Source organism: Rhizobium alarense, assembly GCF_021555155.1.
Taxonomy (GTDB): domain Bacteria; phylum Pseudomonadota; class Alphaproteobacteria; order Rhizobiales; family Rhizobiaceae; genus Rhizobium_D; species Rhizobium_D alarense.
On sequence record NZ_JAKGBU010000036.1, the window covers coordinates 1 to 22,829 of the forward strand.

Consider the following 22,829-nt stretch of genomic DNA (forward strand, 5'->3'; position numbering starts at 1 on the left):
AGGCCGGCCGTGAAGACGCCGAGTCGCTGCCAGTTCTCCATCTGCCGCTGGTCGCCGCGCTTGGCGATCTGCCGGGACCAGTCGATCTCCGGCATCGGGTGCACCGGATAGGGGGCGAAGCGTTCCGTGTCGACGCGCGTCTGCAGCGCCTCGGCTCCCGTCAGCATCGCGAGATGCGGCTCCGTGCCGACCCCCTGGCAGGTCACGATGCCGATCCCCGTGACGACGACGTCGTTTGCAGCTTTCGCCATTCTCAAGCTCCCCTGGCCGTTGCGGCCATCGCATCCATCAGCCCGACTTCGCCGGCCCGCTTGCGCACGATCCCGGCGAGCGGCACCTCGGCGAAAGGCATCGTGCGCAACTTGAGCTGCGCGTCGCAGACCTTCTTGCCGTCCGACGTGATCCTCGCCTTCGTCACGGCATAGCCCGAGCCATCGTGTTCGAGCACCGCCTCGATGTCGAGCACCGCGTCCGGCTCGACGAAGGTGCGCATCTTGGCGCCGTCGACGGACATCAGGAAGGGCATGGCGGCAAAATCGGTCGCGGCGAGCACGAGGAAGCCGGAGGCCTGCGCCATCGTCTCGATCAGCAGCACGCCCGGAACGAGCGGCATGCCGGGAAAATGGCCCTCGAAGACCGGGCTTTTCGCCGGGACGACGGAACGGGCGGTGAGCGTCCTGCGCTCGGCGTCGATCGTCTCGACGCGGTCAATCATCTGGAAATATTCAAGCAGCATTTCAGAATGGCCTCCGGCGGACCGGAAAAGGGAAAGGCCTGCCGGGTCTGGCAGGCCCAAAGTGCTGTCCGTATGTAGGCGCCGCGATGGGTCGGCGCAACGGCATCCGGACCGGGTGGACATGCCGCCCGGCGATCAGGCCTTGGCGGCGCGCAGTTCGTCGATCTTGGCGCAGAGGTTCTTGAGGACGAAATACTCCTCCGTCGAAACCTTGCCTTCGTTGACTTCCTGCGTCCACTGCTCGAGCGGGATCTTGATGCCGAACTCCTTGTCGATCGCGAAGACGATGTCGAGGAAGTCCAGGCTGTCGATGCCGAGATCGTCGATCGTATGGCTTTCGGGAGTGATCGTGTCACGGTCGATCTCGCTCGTTTCGGCGATGATGTCGGCCACCTTGTCGAATGTAGCAGTCACGCTATTACCTCATGAAATCTTGGGTCGCGCGATCCTATAAGGAAATAAGGCGGAATTGCCAATGGCCGCACTCCGCCGCTGCTGCATTTTGGCAACAGGGTGTTGCGCAAACATCATCCGGCCCGGCAAGGGCCTCGAAATGCCGGATTTCCGGCCGCGACGCGCTTTAGACGGCGAGCGAGTGGCGCCCGCCGCCGCCGGAGAGGAAGCCGTCGAAGGCCGCAGCGATGGCCCGGGCAAAGGGCCGCCCGGCAGCGCGCAGTCGGAACCGACCGTTGCCGACGGCGACAAGACCGTCGCGGTCGCGGGCCGCGACCTGATGCGTTTCCTTGAGAAGGGTCGCCGCATGATCCGGAAACCGGGTGCAGAGTTCCCGCAGGCTGAAGCCGAAGTCGCACATGATGCGGCTGATGATCCAGGCGCGCGCCCGGTCCTCGTCCGTCAGCGCATAGCCGCGAACCGTCGGCAGCACGCCGGCCCGGACCCTGCGCAGATATTCCCCCGTCGCCGGCATGTTCTGGGTATAGCCCTGCGGCACCCGGCCGATCGCTGACGCGCCGAGCCCGATCAGGCATTCGGCCGTATCCTCCGTATAGCCCTGGAAATTGCGGTTGAGCCGGTTGCCGCGCGCCGCCGCCGCGAGGCCGTCGCCGGGCAGCGCGAAATGATCGATGCCGATCGCCGTGTAGCCGGCGGCGAGCAGCATTCCCGCCGCGTGGCGCATCTGCTCGAAGCGTGCCGTGACCGAGGGCAGCGCCGCCGGGTCGATCATCGTCTGGTGCTTCTTCATCCAGGGCACGTGCGCATAACCGAACAACGCGATCCGGTCGGGCCGCAGCGACAGCACTGCCGTCATCGTCGCTTCCAGCGATTCGGTGGTCTGGTGCGGCAGGCCGTAGAGCACATCGCAATTGACGGAGCGGACGGCCCTGGCGCGGCATGCTTCCACGACCGCCCGCGTCTGCTCGAAGGTCTGCAGGCGGTTGATCGCCTTCTGCACGACGGGATCGAAATCCTGGATGCCGAGGCTCGCGCGTGTCAGGCCGATCGCCGCAAGCGCGTCGTGGCGGGCTCCGTCGAGGTCGTTCGGGTCCATCTCCACGCTGATCTCCGGCCGCTCCGCCCAGGTGAAGCGGCGGTCGATCTCCCGTCGGAGAGCGATCATGTCGTCGGGCCGCAGCATGGTGGGCGAGCCGCCGCCGAGATGCAGCGCCGTCACGCGGCCGCGCCCCGCAAGATGGCCGCCGACCAGCTCGATTTCGCGGCAGAGCCCTTCGACATAGGCCTTGACCGGTTCGTAGCGCAGCGACTGCCGGGTGTGGCAGGCACAGAACCAGCAGAGCCGATCGCAGTAGGGAACGTGGGCGTAGAGCGACAGGGCTGCGTCGGCGTCGATCCGCGCGAGCCAGTCTTCATAGGTCTCCGACCCGACACCGTCGTGGAAATGCGGTGCCGTCGGATAGCTGGTATAACGCGGAACGGGTGTGGCAAGCCTCTCGATGAGCGTCTGGTCCATAGCGGTCTCCTGTATTTTTCAGCGTTATCGTGGGGGACCGTCAGACGAATTGATTTTGATCAAGCGAAATGCGGTGCATTCACCCTAACGTTTGTCAATTGACAGGAAGCGTTATTTTGCCGCGCGAAGCAACGCTGTAAACAACAGGCTGCAACAGGTAGAGTCCGTGCCGATTTGAAGGGTCCGGGACCAGAACGCCGAAAGGGCAAGTCGATGGAAGTCAGACGCATGGACATCCATATCGCCGAAATTCCGGTCGCCTGCCGAGCCTGCGAGGCGCGCCACGGCGGCGTCTGCGGCACGCTCACGCCGGCCGAGCTCTGCGAGCTCAACAAATACTCCGCCCGCCGGCGTCTTGACGCCGGCACCGAGGTCGTCGGCCAGGGCGAGACGGTATCGAGCTACGCCAACATCATCCGCGGCGTGGTGAAGCTCACCAAGATGATGGCGGACGGTCGCCAGCAGATCGTGGGACTGCAGTTCGCCCCGGATTTTCTCGGCCGGCCGTTCGTGTCCGAGAGCGCCCTGTCGGCCGAGACGGCGACGGATGCCGAAATCTGCAACTTTCCGCGCAGCGTAATGGACCGGCTCGCCGCCCGCGCGCCCGACCTCAAGGACCGGCTGCACCGGCAGGCGCTGCAGGAACTGGATGAGGCACGCGACTGGATGCTCACCCTCGGGCGCAAATCGGCGCAGGAGAAGGTCGCAAGTTTCCTCTACCTGATCGCCACCCACAGCGATCCCGAAGAGGTCGACAAGAGCAGCTTCGACCTGCCGCTGTCGCGCGCCGACATCGCGGATTTCCTCGGCCTCACCATCGAGACGGTGAGCCGACAGTTCACCAAACTGCGCAAGGACGGCGTCATCGCGATCGAGAACAACCGCCACGTCATCGTCCCGGACCTCGACCGGCTCATGCAGTTCGCCGGCAACGACCGCTGAGCTTGCCGATCCCGTTCAGTTCGTGATGACGATCCGCGTGTTGCCGAGTCCGTTGCGGTTCGCAAGCGAGAAAAAAGTCGCGGCATTTTCGGGATGCAGGCGGATGCAGCCGTGCGAGGCCGGCCGGCCGAGCCGTTTCAGGTCATACGTCGCATGCACCGCGTAGCCACCGTGGAAGAAGATGGCGAAGGGCATCGGCGCATTGTCATATTTGCGCGACCGATGATGCTTGGACGCCCATTTGGCCGTCCAGGCGCCGATGGGCGTCCTGTAGCCCTTGCGTGCCGTCGACACTGTCCAGCGATGTTTCACGATGCCGTTCTGCGTGACCGTCATCGTCTGCGACGACAGGTCGATCTTCGCGACAAGGTTCGCTGCATTTGCCGTCAAAGGTAGAAAAAAACTGCAAACGGCGGCTGTCGCCGCCAACAATGCTGCGCGCATCGGCTCCCTCTCCGTATTCTATCCAGATTTACTGCTTCCCCGACGAGAAGGATGCTGCAAAGAACCGAATATGACAATGGAAATGAAAGGATCGTCCGACGAAACCTGTCGGAACGGTAAATTTCCGATCGGGCTGCAGGTCGCTCAAAGCATTTTTGCCAGGACGAAGACCAGGGCGCAAACAACGGCGAGCGCTCCGCAGGCATTCCGAAAGACGGCGAGCGCCCGATCGATGTCGGCGACCGATGCGATGCGCGACGCGGACGCGTTGATCATCGGCTCTTCGACGCGCACGCCGGCATAGACGCGCGGACCCGCAAGGCCTAGACCGAGCGCACCGGCCATGGCGGCCTCCGGCCAGCCGGAATTCGGCGAACGGTGCAGGCCGCTGTCGCGCAGGGCGACGCCGACGGCGCGCCGGGCGGAGGACCGGCCGAAGCGGAGCCATGCCCCGGCGGCGATCAAAAGCACGGAAAGCCGGGCAGCGGGAAGGTTGGCGAGGTCGTCCAGCCGGGCGGATGACCTGCCGAAATCGATGTGTTTCGGCGTCTTGTGGCCGATCATCGAATCCGCCGTGTTCAGCATCTTGTAGGCGAAAAGCCCCGGCAGGCCGGCGATCGCATACCAGAGCGCCGGCGCGACGACGCCGTCGGAGAAGTTTTCCGCGAGACTCTCGATCGCCGCGCGACAGACCGCGGGTTCGTCGAGCGTCGCCGGGTCGCGGCCGACGATCATCGCGACGGCGGCCCGCCCGCCGTCGAGCCCGCCGCGCCGGAGACCCCTCGCCACCGCGCGGACATGGTCGTGCAGACTCTTCTGCGCAAGAAAGACCGCGACGACCACTGCTTCCGCGAGGAACCCGAGGGCGCCGAGCGGCGCGAGGAGCGCATGCAGCAAATAGCCGGCAAGCGCCGAGCCCGCGAGCAATACGACGATCGAGGCGGTTCCGTTGAAGCGCCGCGTGTCGGGCGGCATGCGTTTGCGGTTGAAGGCGCGGTCGAGCGCCGAGATCGCACGCCCGAAGAGCACGACCGGATGCGGCACCCTCCGCCAAAGGCCCGGCGGGTCACCCACCACCCGGTCGATGGCGAGCGCAACGAACAGCACGGCAAGAGCAATGCTCATCTGCCCGACCCTCCGATCTCCGACAGCGCGGCGGCAAGCCGCGCGTCCCCTCTCTCGTCCGGCGCAAGGCCGAAACGCAGCCAGGTGCGGTCATAGTCGAAGCGGCGCACGAGAATATGACGACGGCAGAGCGCCTCCTGCAGGCCGTGCGCGTCGTCGTGGCGCACGAGGGAGAAGAGCGCCGAACCACCGGCAATGGCCAGACCCTGCTGCGCAAGAACGTCATCCAGCGCCTGCTTTCGCTCCCGGATCCGCACCGCGATCCCGTCACGCCCCCGTGCGAAGAGCGATGCCGCGACCGACAGCGCCGGACCCGACACGGCCCAGGGACCGAGCCGGTCGGCGAAGCGGTCGAGCAGCGCCGCCTCCGCCAGCACGAAGCCGAGGCGCAGACCCGCGAGGCCGAAGAATTTCCCGAAGGAGCGGAAGACGACGAGCCCCGGAACCCGCCCCGCCTCGGCGGCCAGCGTCTGCTGCGGCTCGGCATCGGCGAAAGCTTCATCGACGACAAGGAGGCCGCCGCCGCCGTGCAGGCGCGCGGCAAGGGCCAGAAGGTCCTCGCGACAATGCACTTGGCCGTCGGGATTGTTGGGATTGACGACGACCGCGAGGCCGTGCTGCGGCCCGATCCCGTCCAGACTGCCGATCCGGTCGACCTCGAAGCCGGCATTGGCGAAAACCCGGGCATATTCGCCATAGGTCGGCGAGAGCACGGCCACACGCCGGGCGGCGGGAATGACGCCCGGCAGCAACTGGATCACCGACTGGGTTCCCGGTACTGGAAGCGGCAGGCATGTGCCGCAGCCGTAGAAGCGCCCGGCGGCGGCCCGCGCCGCCGCGACGAGGTCGCTGTCCGGCAGCCGGTGCCAGGCAGCCATTTCGATCGCCGGCAGCGCCGGCGGGCAGGGATTGATGCCGGTCGACAGATCCAGCCAGTCCGCCGCCCGGCCGCCGTAGCGGGACGCGGCCGCGGTGACACCGCCGCCATGGGCGATCGGTTCCTCACTCATGCGTCGTCTCCCGAAAGGTCGATCAGATGCATGTAGGAGCCGATCACCGTGCCGCACCGCAATCCGGCTGCACCGAGGTCGTTGCCCTCCGAATCGCACGTGTCGAAGACCCGCTCCGCGGCCCCCTCGCTGACGATCGTCGAATAGTGGAACTCATGCGCGTTGAGGAGGCCGGCAAAACCGCTGCCGGGCCGCGGCCGCAGCCGGCGATAGCCGAGATGCCGGCGACGCTCGGCGAAGCTCGTCACGAGCGGCAGCAATCCGAGCATCGCGTGCCGTGTCCCGTCGGCGGCGATCAGCCCCTCCCCCAGCACCATGTAGCCGCCACACTCCCCATAGATGCGCGCGCCGCGTCCGGCGGCCGCGTGCATCGCTGCGCCGAACCGGGCGGCATTGGCAAGGGTGCAGGCATGGAGTTCCGGATAACCGCCCGGCAGATACACCGCGTCCGCCCGCAGCGCCGGCGCCTCGTCGGCGAGCGGCGAAAAGGGCACGATTTCCGCCCCCTGGCGCCGCCAGCCCTCCAGCAAATGCTCGTAGGCGAAGGCGAAGGCCGTGTCGCGCGCGACGGCGACCACCTGTCCGGGTGGCGGCATCCGGCGGACCGGAGCCGCCGAAGACTGCGGAGCGGCAGTGGCCGCCACCGCCAGCAAGGCCTCGACGTCGCAGGTTTCCGCCATGATGCGCGCGGCGCCGGCGATAAAGGATTCGAGGCCGCCGTGTTCGGCCGCCTGCACGAGACCGAGATGACGCTCCGGCAGGGCAAGGGCGGTGTCGCACGGCACGATGCCCAGCACCGGCATGCCGAGGCGGTCGAGCGCGCCGCGCAGCATCGCCTCGTGGCGTGCGCTGGCGACCCGGTTGAGGATGAGGCCGGCGACGGTGATGTCGGACCGCAGCGAGGCATAGCCGTGCGCGATCGCCGCGACCGACTGGGAGAGCTTCGCGCAGTCGACGACGAGCACGACCGGCAGGCCGAGCATGGCGGCGAGATCGGCCGGCGTGCCGCGGCCGTCGGCCGCCCCGTCATGCAGGCCCATCATCGCCTCGACCAGCAGCAAGGCTTCGGGCTCCGCGGCCGCGAGCGCCGACAGCAAACTGGGCCGCATCGCCCAGGGATCGAGGTTGATGCAGGTCCCGCGCGTCGCCGCGGCGTGGAAGGCCGGGTCGATGAAATCCGGCCCGGCCTTGCCGGACGCGACGGCAAGGCCGCGGTCGGCGAGAAGCCGGAGCAGCCCGAGCGTCACCGTCGTCTTGCCCGAGCCCGACGCGGGGGCGGCGATCAGAAAGCCGCTCACGCCGGATCCTTGAGGGAACGGGAGCCGAAGGGATCGGCCGCAAGCACCCTGCCCGCGGTCAGCGCCCCCAGCCAGTCGAGCGAGGCCCGCAACCGCACGACCTCGCCGACGACGACGACCGCCGGCGGTTCGAGCCCGGAGGCAAGCACATCCGCCTCGGCGCGCCCGAGCGTCGTCTCCAGCACGCGCTGCCGGGGCGTCGCGGCGTCGCAGACGAAGGCCACCGGCTCGTCCGAGGAGCGGCCGGCGCCGATGAGATTGGCGGCGATCTGGCCGATATGCTTCATTGCCATGTACATGACGATGACCGGCGAGCCGGCGGCAACGCCGCGCCAGTCGATGCGGTCCGGCACGACGCCGGAGGAATCGTGGCCGGTGAGAAAGGTCACGGCATGGTTCACCTCGCGATGCGTCACCGGGATGCCCGCATAGGAAAGGCCGCCGATGCCGGCGGTGATGCCCGGCACGATGCGGAAGGGGATGCCGTGTTCGACAAGCGTCAGCGCCTCCTCGCCGCCCCGGCCGAAGACGAACGGATCGCCGCCCTTCAGCCGCAGCACACGTTTTCCCGCCCGCGCCAGATCGACGAGGCGCAGCGAGATGTCGCGCTGTCTGGCGGACGGCTTGCCGCCGCGTTTTCCCGCAAATTCGAGTTCGGCGTCGGGCCGCGCCAGCCGCAGGCACGCCTCGTCGACCAGCGCATCGTGCACGATGACGTCCGCCTGCCGCAGCGCGTTGACCGCGTGGAGGGTGAGCAGGCCCGGATCGCCCGGCCCGGCGCCGACGAGCCAGACGGTGCCCTCGTCGAGGGTGGGCAGGGTGTCGAACAGCGCGTCCATCAGACCGTGGCCTCCCGGGAGACAGCCGGAGCGGATTCATCGCATGAGGAACCGGAATCGGTTTGCGAGGACAGGGCCGCAACGGCCTGAAGGGATTCGGCGATCGCCGCCGTGGCATGGGCGGATTTCGTCTTCGGCACGACGAGCCGCCCCGCCGCGCCCACGGCCGCAAGCGCCGCCGCCTCGGCAACGCCGTGGCAGCCGGTATGGGCGAAGACGACGGCGGACGGACTGGCCAGCCGCGGCGTCTCGGCCTCCAGCCGCGCGGCGTCGAAAACCGTGAAGGGAACGGAGAAGCGGCGGGCGACCGAGAGCATGGCAGGCTCCGCCGCACGGGTGTCGAGCGAGGCGACAAGCGCAATGTCGCGGCCCTCAAGGCCGCCTGCGCGAATTGCCGTCTCGACAAGCTTGAGGACTTCGTCCGGCGCCGTGCCGCGTTCGCAGCCGAGGCCCACCACCAGCGGCCTGCCGGCCTTCTCGCTCTTCATGATCGGCATCGCCATGTTGCGCCCTCGCCAGAACCGCATGCGAAGCGCAGGACCTGACACGGCCCCATCCCCGACAGTTCCGGCTGAAGCCCCCTGGATGGGTCGGCCCGCCGGACACCTTTCGGCCCGCGTCCGCGGGCACCGTCGCATGTCCGTCCTGTTTATCGGAGCGCCTGTCGGGGGTCAAACCGGTTTGCGGCAGATGCCGCGCCGGTTGCGGCACAGCGGGACTTCAGGCACGAACGAGATTGGCAAGCACGATCTCCCGCCAGACGCGGGTCGGCGACACCCAGGCATCGGGCGCATTGTAGTTTCCGGAGAAGACCACCGTCGCCAGATCCGCATCGGGCATCAGCCAGAGCCGCTGGCCGCCATTGCCGAATCCCGCCGCCCAGCGCCGGCTGCCACCGAGCGCCGGCACGGGCGCTTCGGCCGTGAACCAGAGCCGGCCATAGCCAAGTCCGTCCTCGAGCGCCACGGACGGTGTCAGCGATTGTCCGATCCAGCGCTCGGAGACGACGCGCCGTCCGGCGAAGAGGCCCTTGCCGAGCACGAGCCCGCCGATACGCAGCAGATCGCGGGCGCTGAGCCTCAGGCCCGAGGCGGCGGAGGCGACGCCGTCCCGCCCGCGCGACCACTCGAAGATCGGGATGCCGAGCGGCGCGAAGAGGGCGTCGCGCGCGAAGTCGGGAAGGCTGCACCCGGTTCCCCGTTCGATAATCGCGCCGAGGAGAGCGACCGCACCGCCGGAATAGATCCAGCGCCGGCCCGGCTCCTCCACCACCGGACGATCCAGCGCGAAGCGGCAGCGGTCGGCCGCCTGCTCCATGGCGATCTCGCTGTTCAGCGGATCGGCGTAGGACCGGTTCTCGTCCCATTCAAGCCCGAGCGTCATGGTGAGCGCATGGTCGATCGTCAGGCGCTGCCGCAGAGGATCGGCCTGCAGATCGGGATAGTCCGGAAACTGTGCGACAAGCGGCGCGTCGGGTGCCGGCACGAGGCCCCGGTCGAGCGCGATGCCGTAGAGCAGACCGACCACGCTCTTCGTGACCGAGCGCAGGTCGTGGAGCGTCTCCGCGCCGAAGGCGACTTCGCCGAGCGGCATGCCCCAGTTCTCGTCGCGCCCCTGCTCGTAATGCTCAAGCACAAGCTCGCCCTCGCGGCTGACGAGAACGGCATGAAGATGATGCAGCAGGCCCGATTCGATACCGGCCGCGAGTTTGCGCCCGAGCGTCGGAAAAAAGCCGGCCGCCTCCGGCGGCGTCACGCGCCAGTCTTCGCCGATGGACGTCATGGGGGATGTCGGCATCTGTCTTTCTCCGCTGCTCCGAATGCCACGACAAGGATGTGCCCGTGCCTCAAGCCCGGGACCGACCGGCATATCCGATACTATGAGATGCACCCCCGCCGTTTGATGGCGCTTGCGCGGTCCTTCCACCGTGGCAATGCACTTGCGGAGCCTGTCGCCGCCTTCCACCCTCCGCCGAGCCTGACAGACGGGCGCAACCCTTTGCCTTTTGCGGCAGCCTCTGACAAAAGGACGGACATCGCATCGCTTCGGACCTCCCCGTGACCGACATCGCCCTCCACCTGCTTCTCCTGCTTTTTCTCGCCGCATTCCTCGCCGGTTTCATCGATTCCATCGCCGGCGGCGGCGGCATGATCACCATTCCCGCCATGCTGCTCGCCGGCATTCCGCCCCTCGAAACACTGGGCACCAACAAGCTGCAGTCGCTGTTCGGTTCCGGCTCGGCGACGATCGCCTATGCGCGGGCCGGCCACGTAAGGCTCGGCGAACAGTTGCCGATGGCGGCGCTCTCGGCTCTTGGCGCGGCGCTCGGCGCCGTGCTGGCGACCGTCGTGCCCGGCGACGTGCTGAAGGCCGTGCTGCCCTTCCTGCTCGTCGGCATCGCGCTCTATTTCGGCCTGAAACCCAATATCGGCGACGTCGACAAGCACCGTCGCATGAGCGTCTTCCTGTTCACCGTGACGATCGTGCCGCTGATCGGCTTCTATGACGGCGTCTTCGGCCCCGGCACCGGCTCCTTCTTCATGCTCGCCTTTGTCTCGCTCGCCGGCTTCGGCGTGCTGAAGGCGACGGCCCATACGAAGCTCCTGAACTTCGGCTCGAATATCGGTGCCTTCATCGTCTTCCTCGGCTACGGCGTCGTGCTGTGGAAGGTCGGCCTCGTCATGGGCGCCGGCCAGTTCCTCGGGGCGCAGCTCGGTTCCAGGCTCGCCATGACGATCGGCGCGAAGGTCATCAAGCCGCTGCTGGTTGTCACCTGCATGGCGCTCGCGGTGCGGCTGATGTGGGATCCGGCCCATCCGCTTCGGCTGTGGATGGGCTTCTGAGGTCGCCTAGAACTCCACCCCGACCTGCGCCTTGATGCCGGAGCGGAACGGATGCTTCAGCAATTCCATTTCGGTCGCAAGGTCGGCGATCTCGATCAGCTCTTCCTTGGCGTTGCGGCCGGTCAGCACGACATGCGTCATGTGGGGCTTCTCGGTCTTCAGGAAATCGATGACCTCGGCAACGTCGATATAGTCGTAGCGCAGCGCGATGTTGATCTCGTCGAGCAGCACCATGGAATTGCGCTCGTCGCGGATCAGTTCCTTCGCCTTTTCCCAGGCTGTCCTCGCCATGGCGATGTCGCGGGCGCGGTCCTGCGTCTCCCAGGTGAACCCCTCGCCCAGCGTATAGAACTGGCAGATGTCGGAGAAATGCGCCTCGATCAGGTCGCGCTCGCCGGTCGCCCAGGCGCCCTTGATGAACTGCACGACGGCGCAGGGTTTCTTGTGCGCGATGTGGCGGAAGATCATGCCGAAGCCGGCGGTCGACTTGCCCTTGCCCTTGCCGGTATGGACGATGACGAGACCCTTCTCGTCGGTCTTCGTCGCCATGATTTTTTCGCGCGCATGTTTCTTCTTCGCCATCTTCTCGGCGTGGCGGGCAAGTTCGGCTTCGCTCATGCCGGCGGTTTCGTCATGGTTCTCGCTCATGTCAGTCTTCCCGTTTCGGCAGGTCGTCCTCGCAGTGCAGAAAGGCGACCCGCTCGTTCCAATACCAGTGCTGGGTGATCCCGACGCCGGTGGCGTCGTCGAGGGCGGCGACGTAAAGATCGATCTCGCCCGGCCGCGTCTCCGTCTCGAAGCTCATCGGCGAACCGCAATTGCCGCAGAAGCCGCGGCGGACACCCGGCGACGAGGCGTAGTGGCGGAGCGTCTCGCCGGAAAACGTCACGTCATCCGTCGCGGCGCAGAGAAAAGTCGTGACCGGCGAGGACGTCGCCCGCCGGCAGCTCTCGCAATGGCAATGGCCGGTGCGGATGATCTCGCCGGAAACCTTGAAGGTCAGCGCCCTGCACAGGCAGCGGCCGGAAAGCTGCATCACGATGCCCTCCTCTTGCCGATCGTGTCGAGCTCATAGCGTGCCGAATTCGACCGCGGTGTCCAGAGCCTGCGGTCGATCGCCTCGGCGAAGCGCGCCGCCATCTCGGCAAGTGCTGCAGGATTCTTCTCCATGAGAAAGGCACGCACGCGCTCGTCGAGCAGATAGGCCTGGTAGGCGGCCTCGAAATGGTGGTCCTTGACGGCGCCGGTCGTCGCGGCGAAGGCGAACATGAAATCGACCGTCGCGGCGATCTCGAAGGCGCCCTTGTAGCCATGGCGCATGACGCCGTCGATCCACTTCGGATTGACGACGCGGGCGCGCACGACGCGGCCGATCTCGTCCTCCAGCGTGCGCACCACCGGCCTTTCCGGCCGCGACAGGTCGTTGTGGTAGACAACGGGCTGACGGCCCGACAGATGCTCCGCAGCCGCGGCCATGCCACCCTCGAACTGGTAATATTCGTCGCTGTCCAGCAGGTCGTGCTCGCGGCTGTCCTGGTTTTGCACGACGGCCTGAAGGCTTTTCATGCGGACTTCCAGCCGTTCGCGCATCGGCACGCCGTCGCTGTCGCCGTCATAGGCGAAGGCGCCCCAGGCGAGCCAGGCTTCGGCGAGATCGCCGCGGTCTTCCCACAGCCCTTCGTCGATCATCGTCTGGAGGCCTGCGCCATAGCCGCCGGATTTCGTGCCGAAGATGCGGAATCCGGCCTGCTTGGCGGCCTCCGCCTCGGAAGCGCCTTTGGCCGCCAGCGCTGCGGCTTCCGCCCGCATGCGCGCGGCGATCGGGTTGTCCGCATCGTCCTCGTCGAGCGCGCCGACGGCGCGCACCGCGCGGTCGAACAGCGCGATCTGTTCCGGGAAGGCGTCGCGGAAGAAGCCGGAAATCCGGAGCGTCACGTCGACGCGCGGGTGGCGCAGCATCGCGGTGGGCACGATCTCGTAGCCGGTGACGCGGCGCGATGCCATGTCCCATGTCGGCTTGACGCCGATCAGCGCCATCGCCTGCGCGATGTCGTCGCCGCCGGTGCGCATGTTCGACGTGCCCCAGGCGGTGATGCCGAAGGAGGTCGGCCATTCGCCGTGATCCTGCGCATAGCGGGTCACGACGAGTTCGGCCGATTTCTTGCCGAGTTCCCAGGCGGCCGGCGTCGGCACGGCGCGGCTGTCGACCGAATAGAAATTGCGCCCCGTCGGCAGCACGTCCGGCCGTCCGCGCGTCGGCGCGCCGGAGGGGCCGGGTTCGATGAACCGCCCGTCGAGACCGCGCAGCAGCGCCGCGATCTCCGCCGGGCCGCAGGCGGCGATGGCGGGGCGGATGGTCGTGTCGATCGTGTCGAGAACCGCGCGGGTGGCGATCCAGCAGTCCGGGCAGGCAACGGTACCGTCCACCAGCCGGGCGGCAAGCAGTTCGATGCGCTCCACGGTGTCGCCCTTGCTGCGCCAGGGCGCGTCGGATTGGGCGACAAGGATCTCGGGACGCGGCCCGGCCCAGGGATCGGAGGCGACACAATCGAGCGGGTCGAAGGCAGCCGCCCCTGCAAGGGGGAAGAGGAGCGCATCCGCGGCGATCGCCCGTTGCAGGCTCGCCTCGCCGCCCTCGCCGAGGCCGCGCGGGACGCGGGCGAGCGCCACCGTCAGGTCGGTCAGCAACCGTCCCTCAGGCGAAACGCCGAAGACGTGCAGGCCGTCGCGGATCTGCATTTCCTTGAGGTCGCAGAGATAGGCGTCGAGCTTTTGCAGCGCCGCCGCCTCGCCGTCGGTCCTGGCGATGCCCGCGTCGCTGTCGAGGCCGGTGTCGCGCACGAGGTCGAGGATCTGCTTCGAGAGCAGCCGGATGCGCCGCGGGTCGCCGCCGGAGGCCTCGTAATATTCGTCGACCAGCGCCTCGAGGTCCTTCAGCGGCCCGTAGGTCTCGGCACGCGTCAGCGGCGGCGTCAGGTGGTCGATGATGACGGCGGCAGAGCGGCGCTTGGCCTGCGTGCCCTCGCCCGGATCGTTGACGATGAAGGGATAGAGATGCGGCACGGCGCCGAAGACGGCTTCCGGATAGCAGGTTTCCGACAGCGCCAGCGCCTTGCCCGGCAGCCATTCGAGATTGCCGTGTTTGCCCATGTGCACGATGGCATGCGCCCCGTAATGCTGGCGCAGGAAAGCATAGAAGGCGAGATAGCCGTGCGGCGGCACGAGGTCCGGCGAATGGTAGGTGTCCTTCGGATCGATATTGTAGCCGCGCGCCGGCTGGATGCCGACCAGCGTATCGCCGAAGCGGGCGAGCGGCAGCGCGAAGAGGTCGCCCAGGACGAACGGGTCGTCTTCCGGCGCGCCCCAGCGGGCGGCAACCTCATCCTGAATCTGAGCGGGAAGCGTGGCGAAGAAGCTCTTGTAATGACTCAGCGAAAGCGTCTCGCGGATATCCCGCCCGTCGCTTGCCGCATTGGTCGGCCCGGCCATCAGATGGGCGATCAGCGCATCGCCGTCGGCCGGCAGACCCACGACCGGATAGCCCTCCGCAGCCAGCGCATGAAGCACCTCCATCGTGCCGGCCGGCGTATCGAGGCCGACGCCGTTGCCGAGGCGGCCGTCGCGGTTCGGATAGTTCGCCATGACGAGGGCGATGCGGCGCTCGGCAGGCTTCGCGCGCCGCAGCCGCGCCCAGCCGGCGGCAAGCCTTGCCACGAAGCGGATGCGGTCTTCGACCGGATCGAGACCGACGATGTTGGCCTCGACGCGCTCGTCATAGCGGGCCGCCGCCTTGAAGGAGACGGCGCGGGAGAGCACGCGGCCATCGACCTCCGGCAGCGACACGTTCATGCCGAGATCGCGCGCCGTCAGCCCTTGCCCCGACGCCTGCCAGGCGGCGCGCGACGAGCCGGAGAAGATCATCTGCAGCACCGGCGCGCCGGTCTCGTCGAGCACGGTCGGTTTGCGGTCGGCGCCGGGCGCGGAGACGGCGAAGCTGGTGGCGTTCAGCACGACCTCGGGCGCGACGAAGGCAAAGGCCGCGCGCACCAGTGCCATGGAGGCCGGTTCCTTGAGGCTGGAGACGAAGACCGGCAGCGCGCGGATACCTTCTGCCGCCAGCGCCGCGATCATCATCTCGACCGGCCGCGTCTCGCCGCTCTGGACATAGGCGCGGTAGAAGCAGATGGCGGCGGTTGCCGAAGACCCTCCCCCTTGTGGGGAGGGGTTGGGGAGGGGAAGAGACGGTTCAGCAAGGAAACCCCTCCCCTCCGCTTCGCTCCGACCCTCCCCACAAGGGGGAGGGTTAGGCCCGCCGCACCGTTCCGGCTCATCGGCGTCGTCGGGAGCGGACAATGGCACATCGTCGCCATCGGCCTTCCCTGTTGCTGCCGAGGTCTCGTCGGAAGCGATCGCGCCGGCCGCCAGCGTCTGCCAGTCCTCGACGGCGACCACGCCCCGCCCCGGCCACCAGATGCCGGCCTTGTCCAGCGGTGCCGCCGGTTCCGGCTTCGCACCGCCGAAGACCAGCGCGTCGGCATAGGCGAGGAAGCGCCCGGCATTGTCGGCGCCAGCCTCGTTGAGATAGGCCCAGAGCTGCCGGCGGTCCTCGTCGTCGATGCGGTTGAAGGGCACGAGCCCCTCGTCCGGCCGGTCGTCGCCCGGCAGCGCCACGAGGCTGACGCCGTTTTCGACCGCCGTCGCCAGCAGGGCCTCGAGCACGTAGCGGAAATAGCTGGCGCCGCCGAGCGCGCGGATGACGATCAGTTTCGCGTGGCGGGCGGTGCGCTCGATATAGGTATCGACCGACATCGGATGCGACAGGGTGGCGAGGCTGGCAAGCCGCAGCCGCGTCTGTGAATTGCGCGACCTGTGTGCTGCTGCGACGGCGGCAAGCTCGGTGTCGGCCGCGGAGAGGAACAGGATGTCGCCCGGCGTCTGGCCGAGGTCGATCGCCTCGCTGCCCTCGGCAATGGTGCCCTTCTGGGCTAGCAGGAGATGCATCGGGCGCCTCCTGTTTGTGAAGCGGCAACCGCGGGCACCCCTCTCCCCCCTTGCGGGGGAGATGTCGGCAGGACCGACAGAGGGGGGTGGATCGGCAGGTACCCAGGTCCATCGGCTAGCGAAGAGATCGCTGCACCACCCCCCTCTGCCACCTCCGGTGACATCTCCCCCGCAAGGGGGGAGAAGGGAGCCCGTTGCAGGCTTCCCGCAACTAAGGGAATGGGCCAGCGCACCACCGTCACCCCTCGCTCACACCGCCGCCGAAATCGCCGCGCGCACGGCCTGCTCGTCCATGTCGTGCAGGCCGATGACGACGAGGCGGGTGCCGCGGGTCTCGGCGGGCGTCCAGGCGCGCTCGAAATAGTGGTCGATGCGGCTGCCGACGGCCTGGATGAGCAGGCGGAGCGGCTTGCCGGGCACGTCGGCGAAGCCCTTGACGCGCAGCACGTCGTGTTCGGCGATCACGCCCTTCAGGCGCTCGACGAAGGCAGCCGGCGCGGCGATCGGGCCGAGATCGACGACGAAGCTGTCGAACTCGTCGTGGTCGTGCTCCTCGCCGTTCTCGTGCTCCAGTTCGTGGTGCGACTTGCGATTGGCGATGTCGCCTTCCGTGCCGACGCCGAGGCCGAGCAGGATGGCGGCGGCGACCTCGCCGTTCCGCGCCTCGATCATCGACGGCTTGCGGGCGATGCGCGAGGCGACCTCGTCACGCACCGACTGGATGCCCGCGGCGTCGATCAGGTCGGCCTTGTTGAGGATGATGAGGTCGGCGGCGGTGAGCTGGTCCTCGAAGAGTTCCTCCAGCGGGCTCTCGTGGTCGAGGTTGTCGTCCGTAACGCGCAGCGCATCGACCCTGTCATGGTCGTCGGCGAAGCGGCCGGCGGCGACGGCGGCACTGTCGACGACCGTGATGACGCCGTCGACCGTCACCTGCGTCCTGATCTCCGGCCAGTTGAAGGCGGCGACCAGCGGCTGCGGCAGGGCAAGGCCCGATGTCTCGATGACGATATGGTCCGGCCGGTTCTCGCGCTCGAGCAGCTTCGACATGGTCGGGATGAAATCGTCGGCGACGGTGCAGCAGATGCAGCCGTTGGTGAGCTCGATGATGTCGTCCTCGCTGCAGGCCTCGGCACCGCAGCCCTTCAGCACGTCGCCGTCGACGCCGAGGTCGCCGAACTCGTTGATGATCAGCGCGATGCGCTTGCCGTTGGCGTTCATCAGCAGGTTGCGGATCATCGTCGTCTTGCCGGCGCCGAGGAAGCCGGTGATGACGGTGGCGGGGATTTTCTGTTGCAGCATGGGTTCAACCCTTCATTTTCAGCGGCAGTCCGGCCGCCACGAAATAGACTTCAGGTACGACGGCGGCGATCTGCTGGTGCAGCCGGCCGGCGTGGTCGCGGAATGCGCGTGCCATGCGGTTGTCCGGCACGATGCCGAGCCCGACCTCGTTGGAGACGAGCACGATGCGTCCCGGCGCCGCCTGAATGGCTTTCGACAGTCCGGCAAAGGCATCGGCCATCTCCCGCTCCTCCAACATCAGGTTGGTGACCCAGAGCGTCAGGCAGTCGACGAGCACCGCCCGGTCGTGACGCGCGACAGCGGTTATGGTCTCCGCCAGCGCCAGGGGCTCTTCGTGCGTTTCCCAGCCGCCACCGCGATCCTCCCGGTGCTTCGCGATGCGGTCCCGCATCTCGTCGTCGAAGGCGCGGCCGGTGGCGATGTAATGGCGCGGGAGGCCGGTCTCGGCGACCAGCCTCTCGGCGAAGGCGGATTTTCCGGAACGCGCACCGCCCAGAACCAGGACCGTTCCGGAGGGTATCGATGTCATCAGGCGGCCTTGGCGACTTTCTCGTTGGCAAAGCCAAGCGAAAGACCGAGCACGATCCAGAAGAACAGCGTCGTCGCAAGAGCGGCCACCGCGAACTCGGCGCCGAGCACCGCCGGCACGTTGCTGGCGATGTCGGACGGCTGCGGCGCGCCATAGACCTGAGGAGCTGCGATCAGCACGATGCCTGCAACCTTGGCGATCGGCCCGTCCTTCAGGCACAGGAGATAGAGCCCCGCCGCCGAAAGCATGACGGTAGCCCCCCACCAGACCTGACGGTCACCGAGTTCGGCGGCCGGAAAACCCGGCAGTTCCGGCGGCAGGCCGATCGCCGGCAGCATGTGGACCGCGAGCCAGCCGGCGGCACCCCAGAGCGCACCGTTCGAGACCGTGATGGCATGGCCGGACACGAGGCTGACACCGGCGAGCAGGAGCGCAAAGCCGGTTCCGGTGACGAGGTTGGCAAGCAGCGTGCCGGTGAAGCGGCCCATGCCGAACAGGATGCCGCCCGCTTCTTCGCCATGCTCGCCCTCGTGGGCATAGGCGGGTGTCACCGGCGAAAACACGGCGGCCAGGTCGACGATCGCGGCTCCGAGATCGAGCGACGAGTGCTCATGCGTCTCGGTTTGCGTCGCACCATCCGCAGCGGGCGTTTCTTCGCCGCCGCCTTCGTATTCTTCCGCATGCAGGATGAGCGGAATGACGCGGGCTTCCTGGGCGGCCGTCATCAGCACGCCGGAAAACAGCCCGGCCACCAGGGCGGCCAGGAGATAGCGCGTGATCATGTCGGAAACTCCTTAGTGGCAGGGAAAGCCGTAGGAGTGCCGGGTGTCGTGCGCGGTGTCGTGCAGCACGGCCGAGTTCGCAAGGCCGGCACCGAACACCAGGAAGGCGCCGATCAGCAGAGCGGCGAGACCGGCGACGACACGATCGCTGGATGAAAGGATAACAGAAGACGTAGCAGACGCAGCCATGACAACCTCCGTGCAGGCAGCGGGGACATTCCCCAAAGGTCGGGCACAATTGCCCTTCACTGGCCGGCAGGTCTCCTGGCTCGCGGCGTCAGGCGCGTCAGCGCCCGCGGGCTCCCTCACCTTCCCGGGCCGCGACATCGTGAAGAGGCGGACGATTCGTAGAAAAAGAGGCGTCCGGCCCCGGCTCATCACGATGCCACCCAGTGGCTTCTCCGGAGGCCGGCCTGCCCGGAAGCAAAAGCACCATGCTTCCGCTTTCCGCGCTCGACGACAACCGGACGGAATGCCCTCGCCACTCTACAGTCGCGGGGTCGGCCGTGATTGAAGCGCCCTGGTTGGGTCCACCTCGTCACGTTCCCATTTACTCGCCCCTCCGCTTCCGGAACGGCGAACCATCCAATGAACGTTGATGATTATGCCTCGGCTTCCCGGAAGTCAATCGACGGGCAGCGCCGCCCGCTGTCCGCAATCCGACGTCAGCCGGATTGCAGACAGCGGAAGCGTGGCGGTCAATAGCCCGGACCGCTGATGATGACGTCGCCCCGGCCGTAGTAGACCGGGCCGTCATAGTAGTAGCCGTCCACCGGTCCCTCGTAGACCCGGTAGCCGTCGTCGTAATAGACGCGCTCGCGCGGCCGCACGCGTTCGCGGTAGCGGGCCGTCGCGAACTGGCCGGCCTCCCGCAGCGCCTGGAACTGCGGACGCGTCAGATAGCCGTCGGCCCGGTAGCCCTGCGAGGACTGCCAGGCGGAGATGGCAGCGCGGGTGCGTGGCCCGAAGACGCCGTCGATCCCATTCGTCCGGTAGCCGAGTGCGCTCAGCCAGCGCTGCGCCTGGATACGCGAGCGCTGCTGCAGATAGGCCTCACGGCTGTCGGGCAGAACCTCGACGCGCTTGCGTTCCGGAACGGCCTCCTCGGCGACGACGTCGTCGCCGGTCTCGTCGCCCTCCGCCGTCCCGCCGTCATTGCTCCGCGCGGCAAGCGCCGACAGCCGCTTTTCGGCCTCCGCTGAGAAACGCCCCTTCGGAAAGGCCTTGAGATGCGCCTCGAACGCCGCCTGGGAACCGTCGAGGACCGCCTTGTCGAAACTGTCGCGCTCGGCTTCGGCGAGCCGTGCCTCCTCGTCGGCCTCCGCCTTGTCGGCGGCCGCCGCCTCTTCGGCACGCTTGCGTTCGGCTTCGGCAGCCTCATCGGCGCGCAGACGCTCGGCCTGCGCGGCCCCATCCGCCTTCGCCTTCTCGGCCGCCGCAGCTTCCTCGGCAAGCCGCGCCTTTTCGGCTTCCGCCGCGGCCTGTTCGGTCTTCGCTTTCTCGGCAGCCTCGGCCTCGGCCTTCAGGCGGGCAGCCTCTTCCTCGGCCTTTGCCTGTTCGGCCGCCGCCTGCTCTGCCTTCGCTTTCTCGGCCGCTTCGGCCTCGGCCTTCAGGCGGGCGGCCTCTTCCTCGGCCCTGGCCTTTTCGGCGGCCGCCTGCTCGGTCTTTGCCTTTTCGGCGGCGTCCGCCTCGGCCTTCAGCCGCGCCGCTTCGGCAGCGTCCGCCTTGGCCTTTTCCGCCGCGGCCTGCTCCGCGCGGGCCTTCTCGGCCTGTTCCGCCTCCGCCTTCAGCCGGGCCGCCTCCTGTTCGGCCTTGGCCGCCTCGGCGGCAGCCTGTTCGGCGCGCGCCTTCTCCGCGTCGGCCTCGGCCTTCAGCTTCGCGGCCTCCTGCTCGGCCTTCGCCTTGGCGGCCTCCGCCTCTGCCGCGGTCTCTCCGGCGGTTGCTGCCGGCTGCGTCTCAGATTTGCCGGCATCCGGCGACACGGCGACGTCGAGCCCCTTGGCGGCCCGCTCCTTCGCCGCCTCATCGGCGGCCGCGGCCTCGCCGGTCTTTTTGGCGGCGGCCGTCTCGGCGGCTTTCAGCTCGGCGAGCCTCAGGCGTGCCATGGACGCGAAGGTGCCGTTCGGATAGTCCTTGAGATAACCCTCGTAGGCCGCGATGTCGCTGCCGGCCGAAACCTTCTGCCAGAGGGAGAATTCCGCCTCCCACTTCTTCGCCGCGCTGCCGATCTGGCCGCTCGCCTTGCCGGCCTCCTGGGCGAAGGCGCCCGGCGCCGCGACGAGCGCGAGACCCACCAGGCCAGCAATTCCCAATTTGCCAAGACGTGCACTAGGCATCGTGAATGTCCTTTTCGCGTGGTCCGCGCCGCGCATCCTGCGCGCGCCGGTCATCTTCTCTTTATCCACCGGATTCAGGCACAACTTTGGTGCTTTCGTAACGAAACGTAGCAACGGTCCGCTGCCGGCGACGAGGGTATGACGCACGGCGCCGGCCGTTTAATCGAGCGCGCCGCGGTGCGGCGCCAGCAACGCCTCGAGCCAGCGCGCGTCGAGCGCCGCCTCCAGCTGCCCCGCCACGCCGTCCAGCGCTTCGTCGACCGAGCGGCGATAGTCGAAACCGCCGCCCTTTATACCGAAGCTTTCGAGAAGCCGGCGCCGGTAGGCGTCGCTCCCCATCAGCCCGTGAAGATAGGTGCCGCTCGCGCGTCCGTCGGCCGAGGTCGCACCATCGGGCCGGCCGTCGATCGTGACGGGCGGCCTGGCGCAGTCCGGCCCGGATGTGACGCCGAGATGGATCTCGTATCCGTCCAGCGGCGCATCGTAGGTTACCGACCAGGCGGACGAGTTGCGCACCGTCTTCTCCGGCGCCATGACCGTCATGACGTCGAGCAGGCCGAGCCCCTCGACCTCCCGCTCCGCCCCTTCGATGCCGAGCGGATCGCAGACGCGGCGCCCGAGCATCTGGTATCCGCCGCAGATGCCGATGACCCGCCCGCCCCGGCGCATATGCGCGTCGAGATCGCCGTCCCAGCCCTGCAGGCGGAAATCCTTCAGGTCCGCGATGGTCGATTTCGAACCGGGCAGCACGACGAGGCCCGCATCGGCGGGCAGGCGCTCGCCCGGCCGGACGAAGACGAGGTCGACATCGGGCTCTGCCGCCAGCGGATCGAGATCGTCGAAATTGGCGATGCGCGGCAGGACCGGGACCGCGATCTTGAGCGCGCCCTGCCCGCCGGACGCGAGACGCTCGAGCACGACCGAATCTTCGGCCGGCAGACGGCGGACGTCGGACAGCCAGGGCACGACGCCGCGGCAGGGCCAGCCGGTGAACCCGGCGATCGCCGTGATGCCGTCGTCGAAAAGCGAGACGTCGCCCCGGAACTTGTTGATGATGTAGCCTTCGATCATCGCCCGGTCGCCGGCGTCGAGGATCGTGTGCGTGCCGACCAGCGACGCGATGACGCCGCCGCGGTCGATGTCGCCGACGAGGACGACCGGTACGCCGGCGGCACGCGCAAAGCCCATATTCGCGATGTCGCCGGGCCTGAGATTGATCTCGGCGGGCGAGCCCGCCCCCTCGACCACGACGAGATCCGCTCCCGCCGAGACCGTCTCGAAGCTCTCCATCACTGCAGCAAGCAGCGTCGGCTTGAGCGCCTGGTAGTCCCTGCCCTTCGCCTGCCCATAAACCCGGCCCTGCACGATGACCTGGCTGCCGACGTCCGACTGTGGCTTCAGCAGGACAGGATTCATGTGGACGGAGGACGGAACGCGGGCGGCCATGGACTGCAGCCACTGCGCGCGGCCGACCTCTCCCCCATCCGCCGCCACGGCCGCGTTGTTGGACATGTTCTGCGGCTTGAACGGACGGACCGTGAGGCCGCGGTTCGCGGCGATGCGGCAGAGGCCCGCCACCAATACCGTTTTTCCGACATCGGAGCCGGTTCCCTGCAACATGATTTTGCGTGTCATGGCTTTCCGTAGCACTGCGCCGCTTCCGCGCAAAGAGTTCTAAACGCCGCATTTTTGCCGCGTTGCGGCAAGGATGTCGC

21 protein-coding genes, 1 pseudogene and 1 riboswitch are annotated in these 22,829 nt (G+C 67.8%); of the genes and pseudogenes, 2 read left to right on the forward strand and 20 right to left on the reverse strand.

The genetic code is table 11. The features are described 5' to 3' along the window. The 4 genes and pseudogenes from LXM94_RS12885 to hemN form a co-directional block, all read right to left on the reverse strand. Window positions 1–251 (reverse strand): annotated as a pseudogene (locus LXM94_RS12885) (beta-ketoacyl-ACP synthase); the annotation flags it as partial. Window positions 252–253: 2 nt separating this feature from the next. Further along, window positions 254–736 (reverse strand): 3-hydroxyacyl-ACP dehydratase FabZ family protein, encoded by a 483-nt coding sequence (locus LXM94_RS12890; RefSeq protein WP_235771838.1) that lies wholly within the window; start codon window positions 734–736, stop codon window positions 254–256. Between the two features lie 135 nt (window positions 737–871). Further along, a complete protein-coding gene (locus LXM94_RS12895) occupies window positions 872–1,150 on the reverse strand; it encodes an acyl carrier protein (RefSeq protein ID WP_235771839.1) in 279 nt (92 codons plus the stop codon). A 166-nt stretch (window positions 1,151–1,316) separates the two neighbouring features. After that, window positions 1,317–2,666, reverse strand: coding sequence for an oxygen-independent coproporphyrinogen III oxidase (hemN, locus tag LXM94_RS12900; protein WP_235771840.1), 1,350 nt, complete (start codon window positions 2,664–2,666; stop codon window positions 1,317–1,319). A 213-nt stretch (window positions 2,667–2,879) separates the two neighbouring features. Between hemN and LXM94_RS12905 the strand changes: the two genes are divergently transcribed. Then, a complete protein-coding gene (locus LXM94_RS12905; RefSeq protein ID WP_235771842.1) occupies window positions 2,880–3,608 on the forward strand; it encodes a Crp/Fnr family transcriptional regulator in 729 nt (242 codons plus the stop codon). Between the two features lie 15 nt (window positions 3,609–3,623). Here the strand turns inward: LXM94_RS12905 and LXM94_RS12910 are convergent, their stop codons facing one another. From LXM94_RS12910 to LXM94_RS12940, 7 genes are all read right to left on the reverse strand, one after another. Next, the gene (locus LXM94_RS12910; protein ID WP_235771844.1) at window positions 3,624–4,052 is read right to left on the reverse strand and encodes a L,D-transpeptidase; all 429 of its coding nucleotides are present in this window, start codon (window positions 4,050–4,052) and stop codon (window positions 3,624–3,626) included. Window positions 4,053–4,196: 144 nt separating this feature from the next. Beyond that, entirely contained in the window at window positions 4,197–5,177 is a 981-nt protein-coding gene (gene cbiB, locus LXM94_RS12915; protein WP_235771845.1) for an adenosylcobinamide-phosphate synthase CbiB, read from the reverse strand. After that, on the reverse strand, window positions 5,174–6,187 hold the full coding sequence (cobD, locus tag LXM94_RS12920; RefSeq protein WP_235771847.1) for a threonine-phosphate decarboxylase CobD: 1,014 nt from the start codon (window positions 6,185–6,187) through the stop codon (window positions 5,174–5,176). Before cobD ends, cbiB begins: the two co-directional genes overlap by 4 nt. Beyond that, window positions 6,184–7,485, reverse strand: coding sequence for a cobyrinate a,c-diamide synthase (locus tag LXM94_RS12925; protein ID WP_235771849.1), 1,302 nt, complete (start codon window positions 7,483–7,485; stop codon window positions 6,184–6,186). The genes cobD and LXM94_RS12925 overlap by 4 nt, the downstream gene beginning before the upstream one ends. Then, the gene (cobA, locus tag LXM94_RS12930) at window positions 7,482–8,324 is read right to left on the reverse strand and encodes a uroporphyrinogen-III C-methyltransferase (RefSeq protein ID WP_235771851.1); all 843 of its coding nucleotides are present in this window, start codon (window positions 8,322–8,324) and stop codon (window positions 7,482–7,484) included. The genes LXM94_RS12925 and cobA overlap by 4 nt, the downstream gene beginning before the upstream one ends. Beyond that, window positions 8,324–8,812: a cobalamin biosynthesis protein gene (locus LXM94_RS12935; RefSeq protein ID WP_408015639.1), complete on the reverse strand. Its 489-nt coding sequence runs from the start codon at window positions 8,810–8,812 to the stop codon at window positions 8,324–8,326. Before LXM94_RS12935 ends, cobA begins: the two co-directional genes overlap by 1 nt. Window positions 8,813–9,044: 232 nt before the next feature. After that, on the reverse strand, window positions 9,045–10,121 hold the full coding sequence (locus LXM94_RS12940) for a serine hydrolase domain-containing protein (RefSeq protein ID WP_235771853.1): 1,077 nt from the start codon (window positions 10,119–10,121) through the stop codon (window positions 9,045–9,047). 260 nt (window positions 10,122–10,381) lie between these two features. Here LXM94_RS12940 and LXM94_RS12945 point away from each other — a divergent pair, with 260 nt between their 5' ends. Further along, window positions 10,382–11,167 carry a TSUP family transporter gene (locus LXM94_RS12945; RefSeq protein ID WP_235771855.1) on the forward strand — a complete coding sequence of 262 codons (786 nt, stop codon included), beginning with the start codon at window positions 10,382–10,384 and terminating at the stop codon, window positions 11,165–11,167. 6 nt (window positions 11,168–11,173) lie between these two features. Here LXM94_RS12945 and cobO read toward each other — a convergent pair whose 3' ends face one another. The 9 genes from cobO to LXM94_RS12990 all read right to left on the reverse strand — a co-directional run bounded on the left by cobO (window position 11,174) and on the right by LXM94_RS12990 (window position 22,749). Continuing rightward, the gene (gene cobO / locus LXM94_RS12950) at window positions 11,174–11,815 is read right to left on the reverse strand and encodes a cob(I)yrinic acid a,c-diamide adenosyltransferase (RefSeq protein ID WP_235771856.1); all 642 of its coding nucleotides are present in this window, start codon (window positions 11,813–11,815) and stop codon (window positions 11,174–11,176) included. 1 nt (window position 11,816) lies between these two features. Beyond that, window positions 11,817–12,203 (reverse strand): GFA family protein, encoded by a 387-nt coding sequence (locus LXM94_RS12955; RefSeq protein WP_235771900.1) that lies wholly within the window; start codon window positions 12,201–12,203, stop codon window positions 11,817–11,819. Next, window positions 12,203–16,168 (reverse strand): cobaltochelatase subunit CobN, encoded by a 3,966-nt coding sequence (gene cobN / locus LXM94_RS12960; RefSeq protein ID WP_235771857.1) that lies wholly within the window; start codon window positions 16,166–16,168, stop codon window positions 12,203–12,205. Before cobN ends, LXM94_RS12955 begins: the two co-directional genes overlap by 1 nt. A gap of 249 nt (window positions 16,169–16,417) precedes the next feature. Beyond that, window positions 16,418–17,467, reverse strand: a complete 1,050-nt coding sequence (cobW, locus tag LXM94_RS12965; protein ID WP_235771858.1) for a cobalamin biosynthesis protein CobW — start codon at window positions 17,465–17,467, stop codon at window positions 16,418–16,420. A 4-nt stretch (window positions 17,468–17,471) separates the two neighbouring features. Continuing rightward, on the reverse strand, window positions 17,472–17,996 hold the full coding sequence (gene cobU, locus LXM94_RS12970; RefSeq protein ID WP_235771859.1) for a bifunctional adenosylcobinamide kinase/adenosylcobinamide-phosphate guanylyltransferase: 525 nt from the start codon (window positions 17,994–17,996) through the stop codon (window positions 17,472–17,474). Continuing rightward, window positions 17,996–18,778, reverse strand: coding sequence for a CbtA family protein (locus tag LXM94_RS12975; RefSeq protein ID WP_235771860.1), 783 nt, complete (start codon window positions 18,776–18,778; stop codon window positions 17,996–17,998). Before LXM94_RS12975 ends, cobU begins: the two co-directional genes overlap by 1 nt. Window positions 18,779–18,790: 12 nt before the next feature. After that, window positions 18,791–18,967 (reverse strand): CbtB domain-containing protein, encoded by a 177-nt coding sequence (locus LXM94_RS12980; RefSeq protein ID WP_235771861.1) that lies wholly within the window; start codon window positions 18,965–18,967, stop codon window positions 18,791–18,793. A 48-nt stretch (window positions 18,968–19,015) separates the two neighbouring features. Then, window positions 19,016–19,379, reverse strand: a riboswitch (cobalamin riboswitch). A 97-nt stretch (window positions 19,380–19,476) separates the two neighbouring features. Continuing rightward, window positions 19,477–21,114, reverse strand: coding sequence for a peptidoglycan-binding domain-containing protein (locus tag LXM94_RS12985; RefSeq protein ID WP_235771864.1), 1,638 nt, complete (start codon window positions 21,112–21,114; stop codon window positions 19,477–19,479). Between the two features lie 159 nt (window positions 21,115–21,273). Then, entirely contained in the window at window positions 21,274–22,749 is a 1,476-nt protein-coding gene (locus tag LXM94_RS12990; protein ID WP_235771866.1) for a cobyric acid synthase, read from the reverse strand. Window positions 22,750–22,829 lie beyond the last annotated feature (80 nt).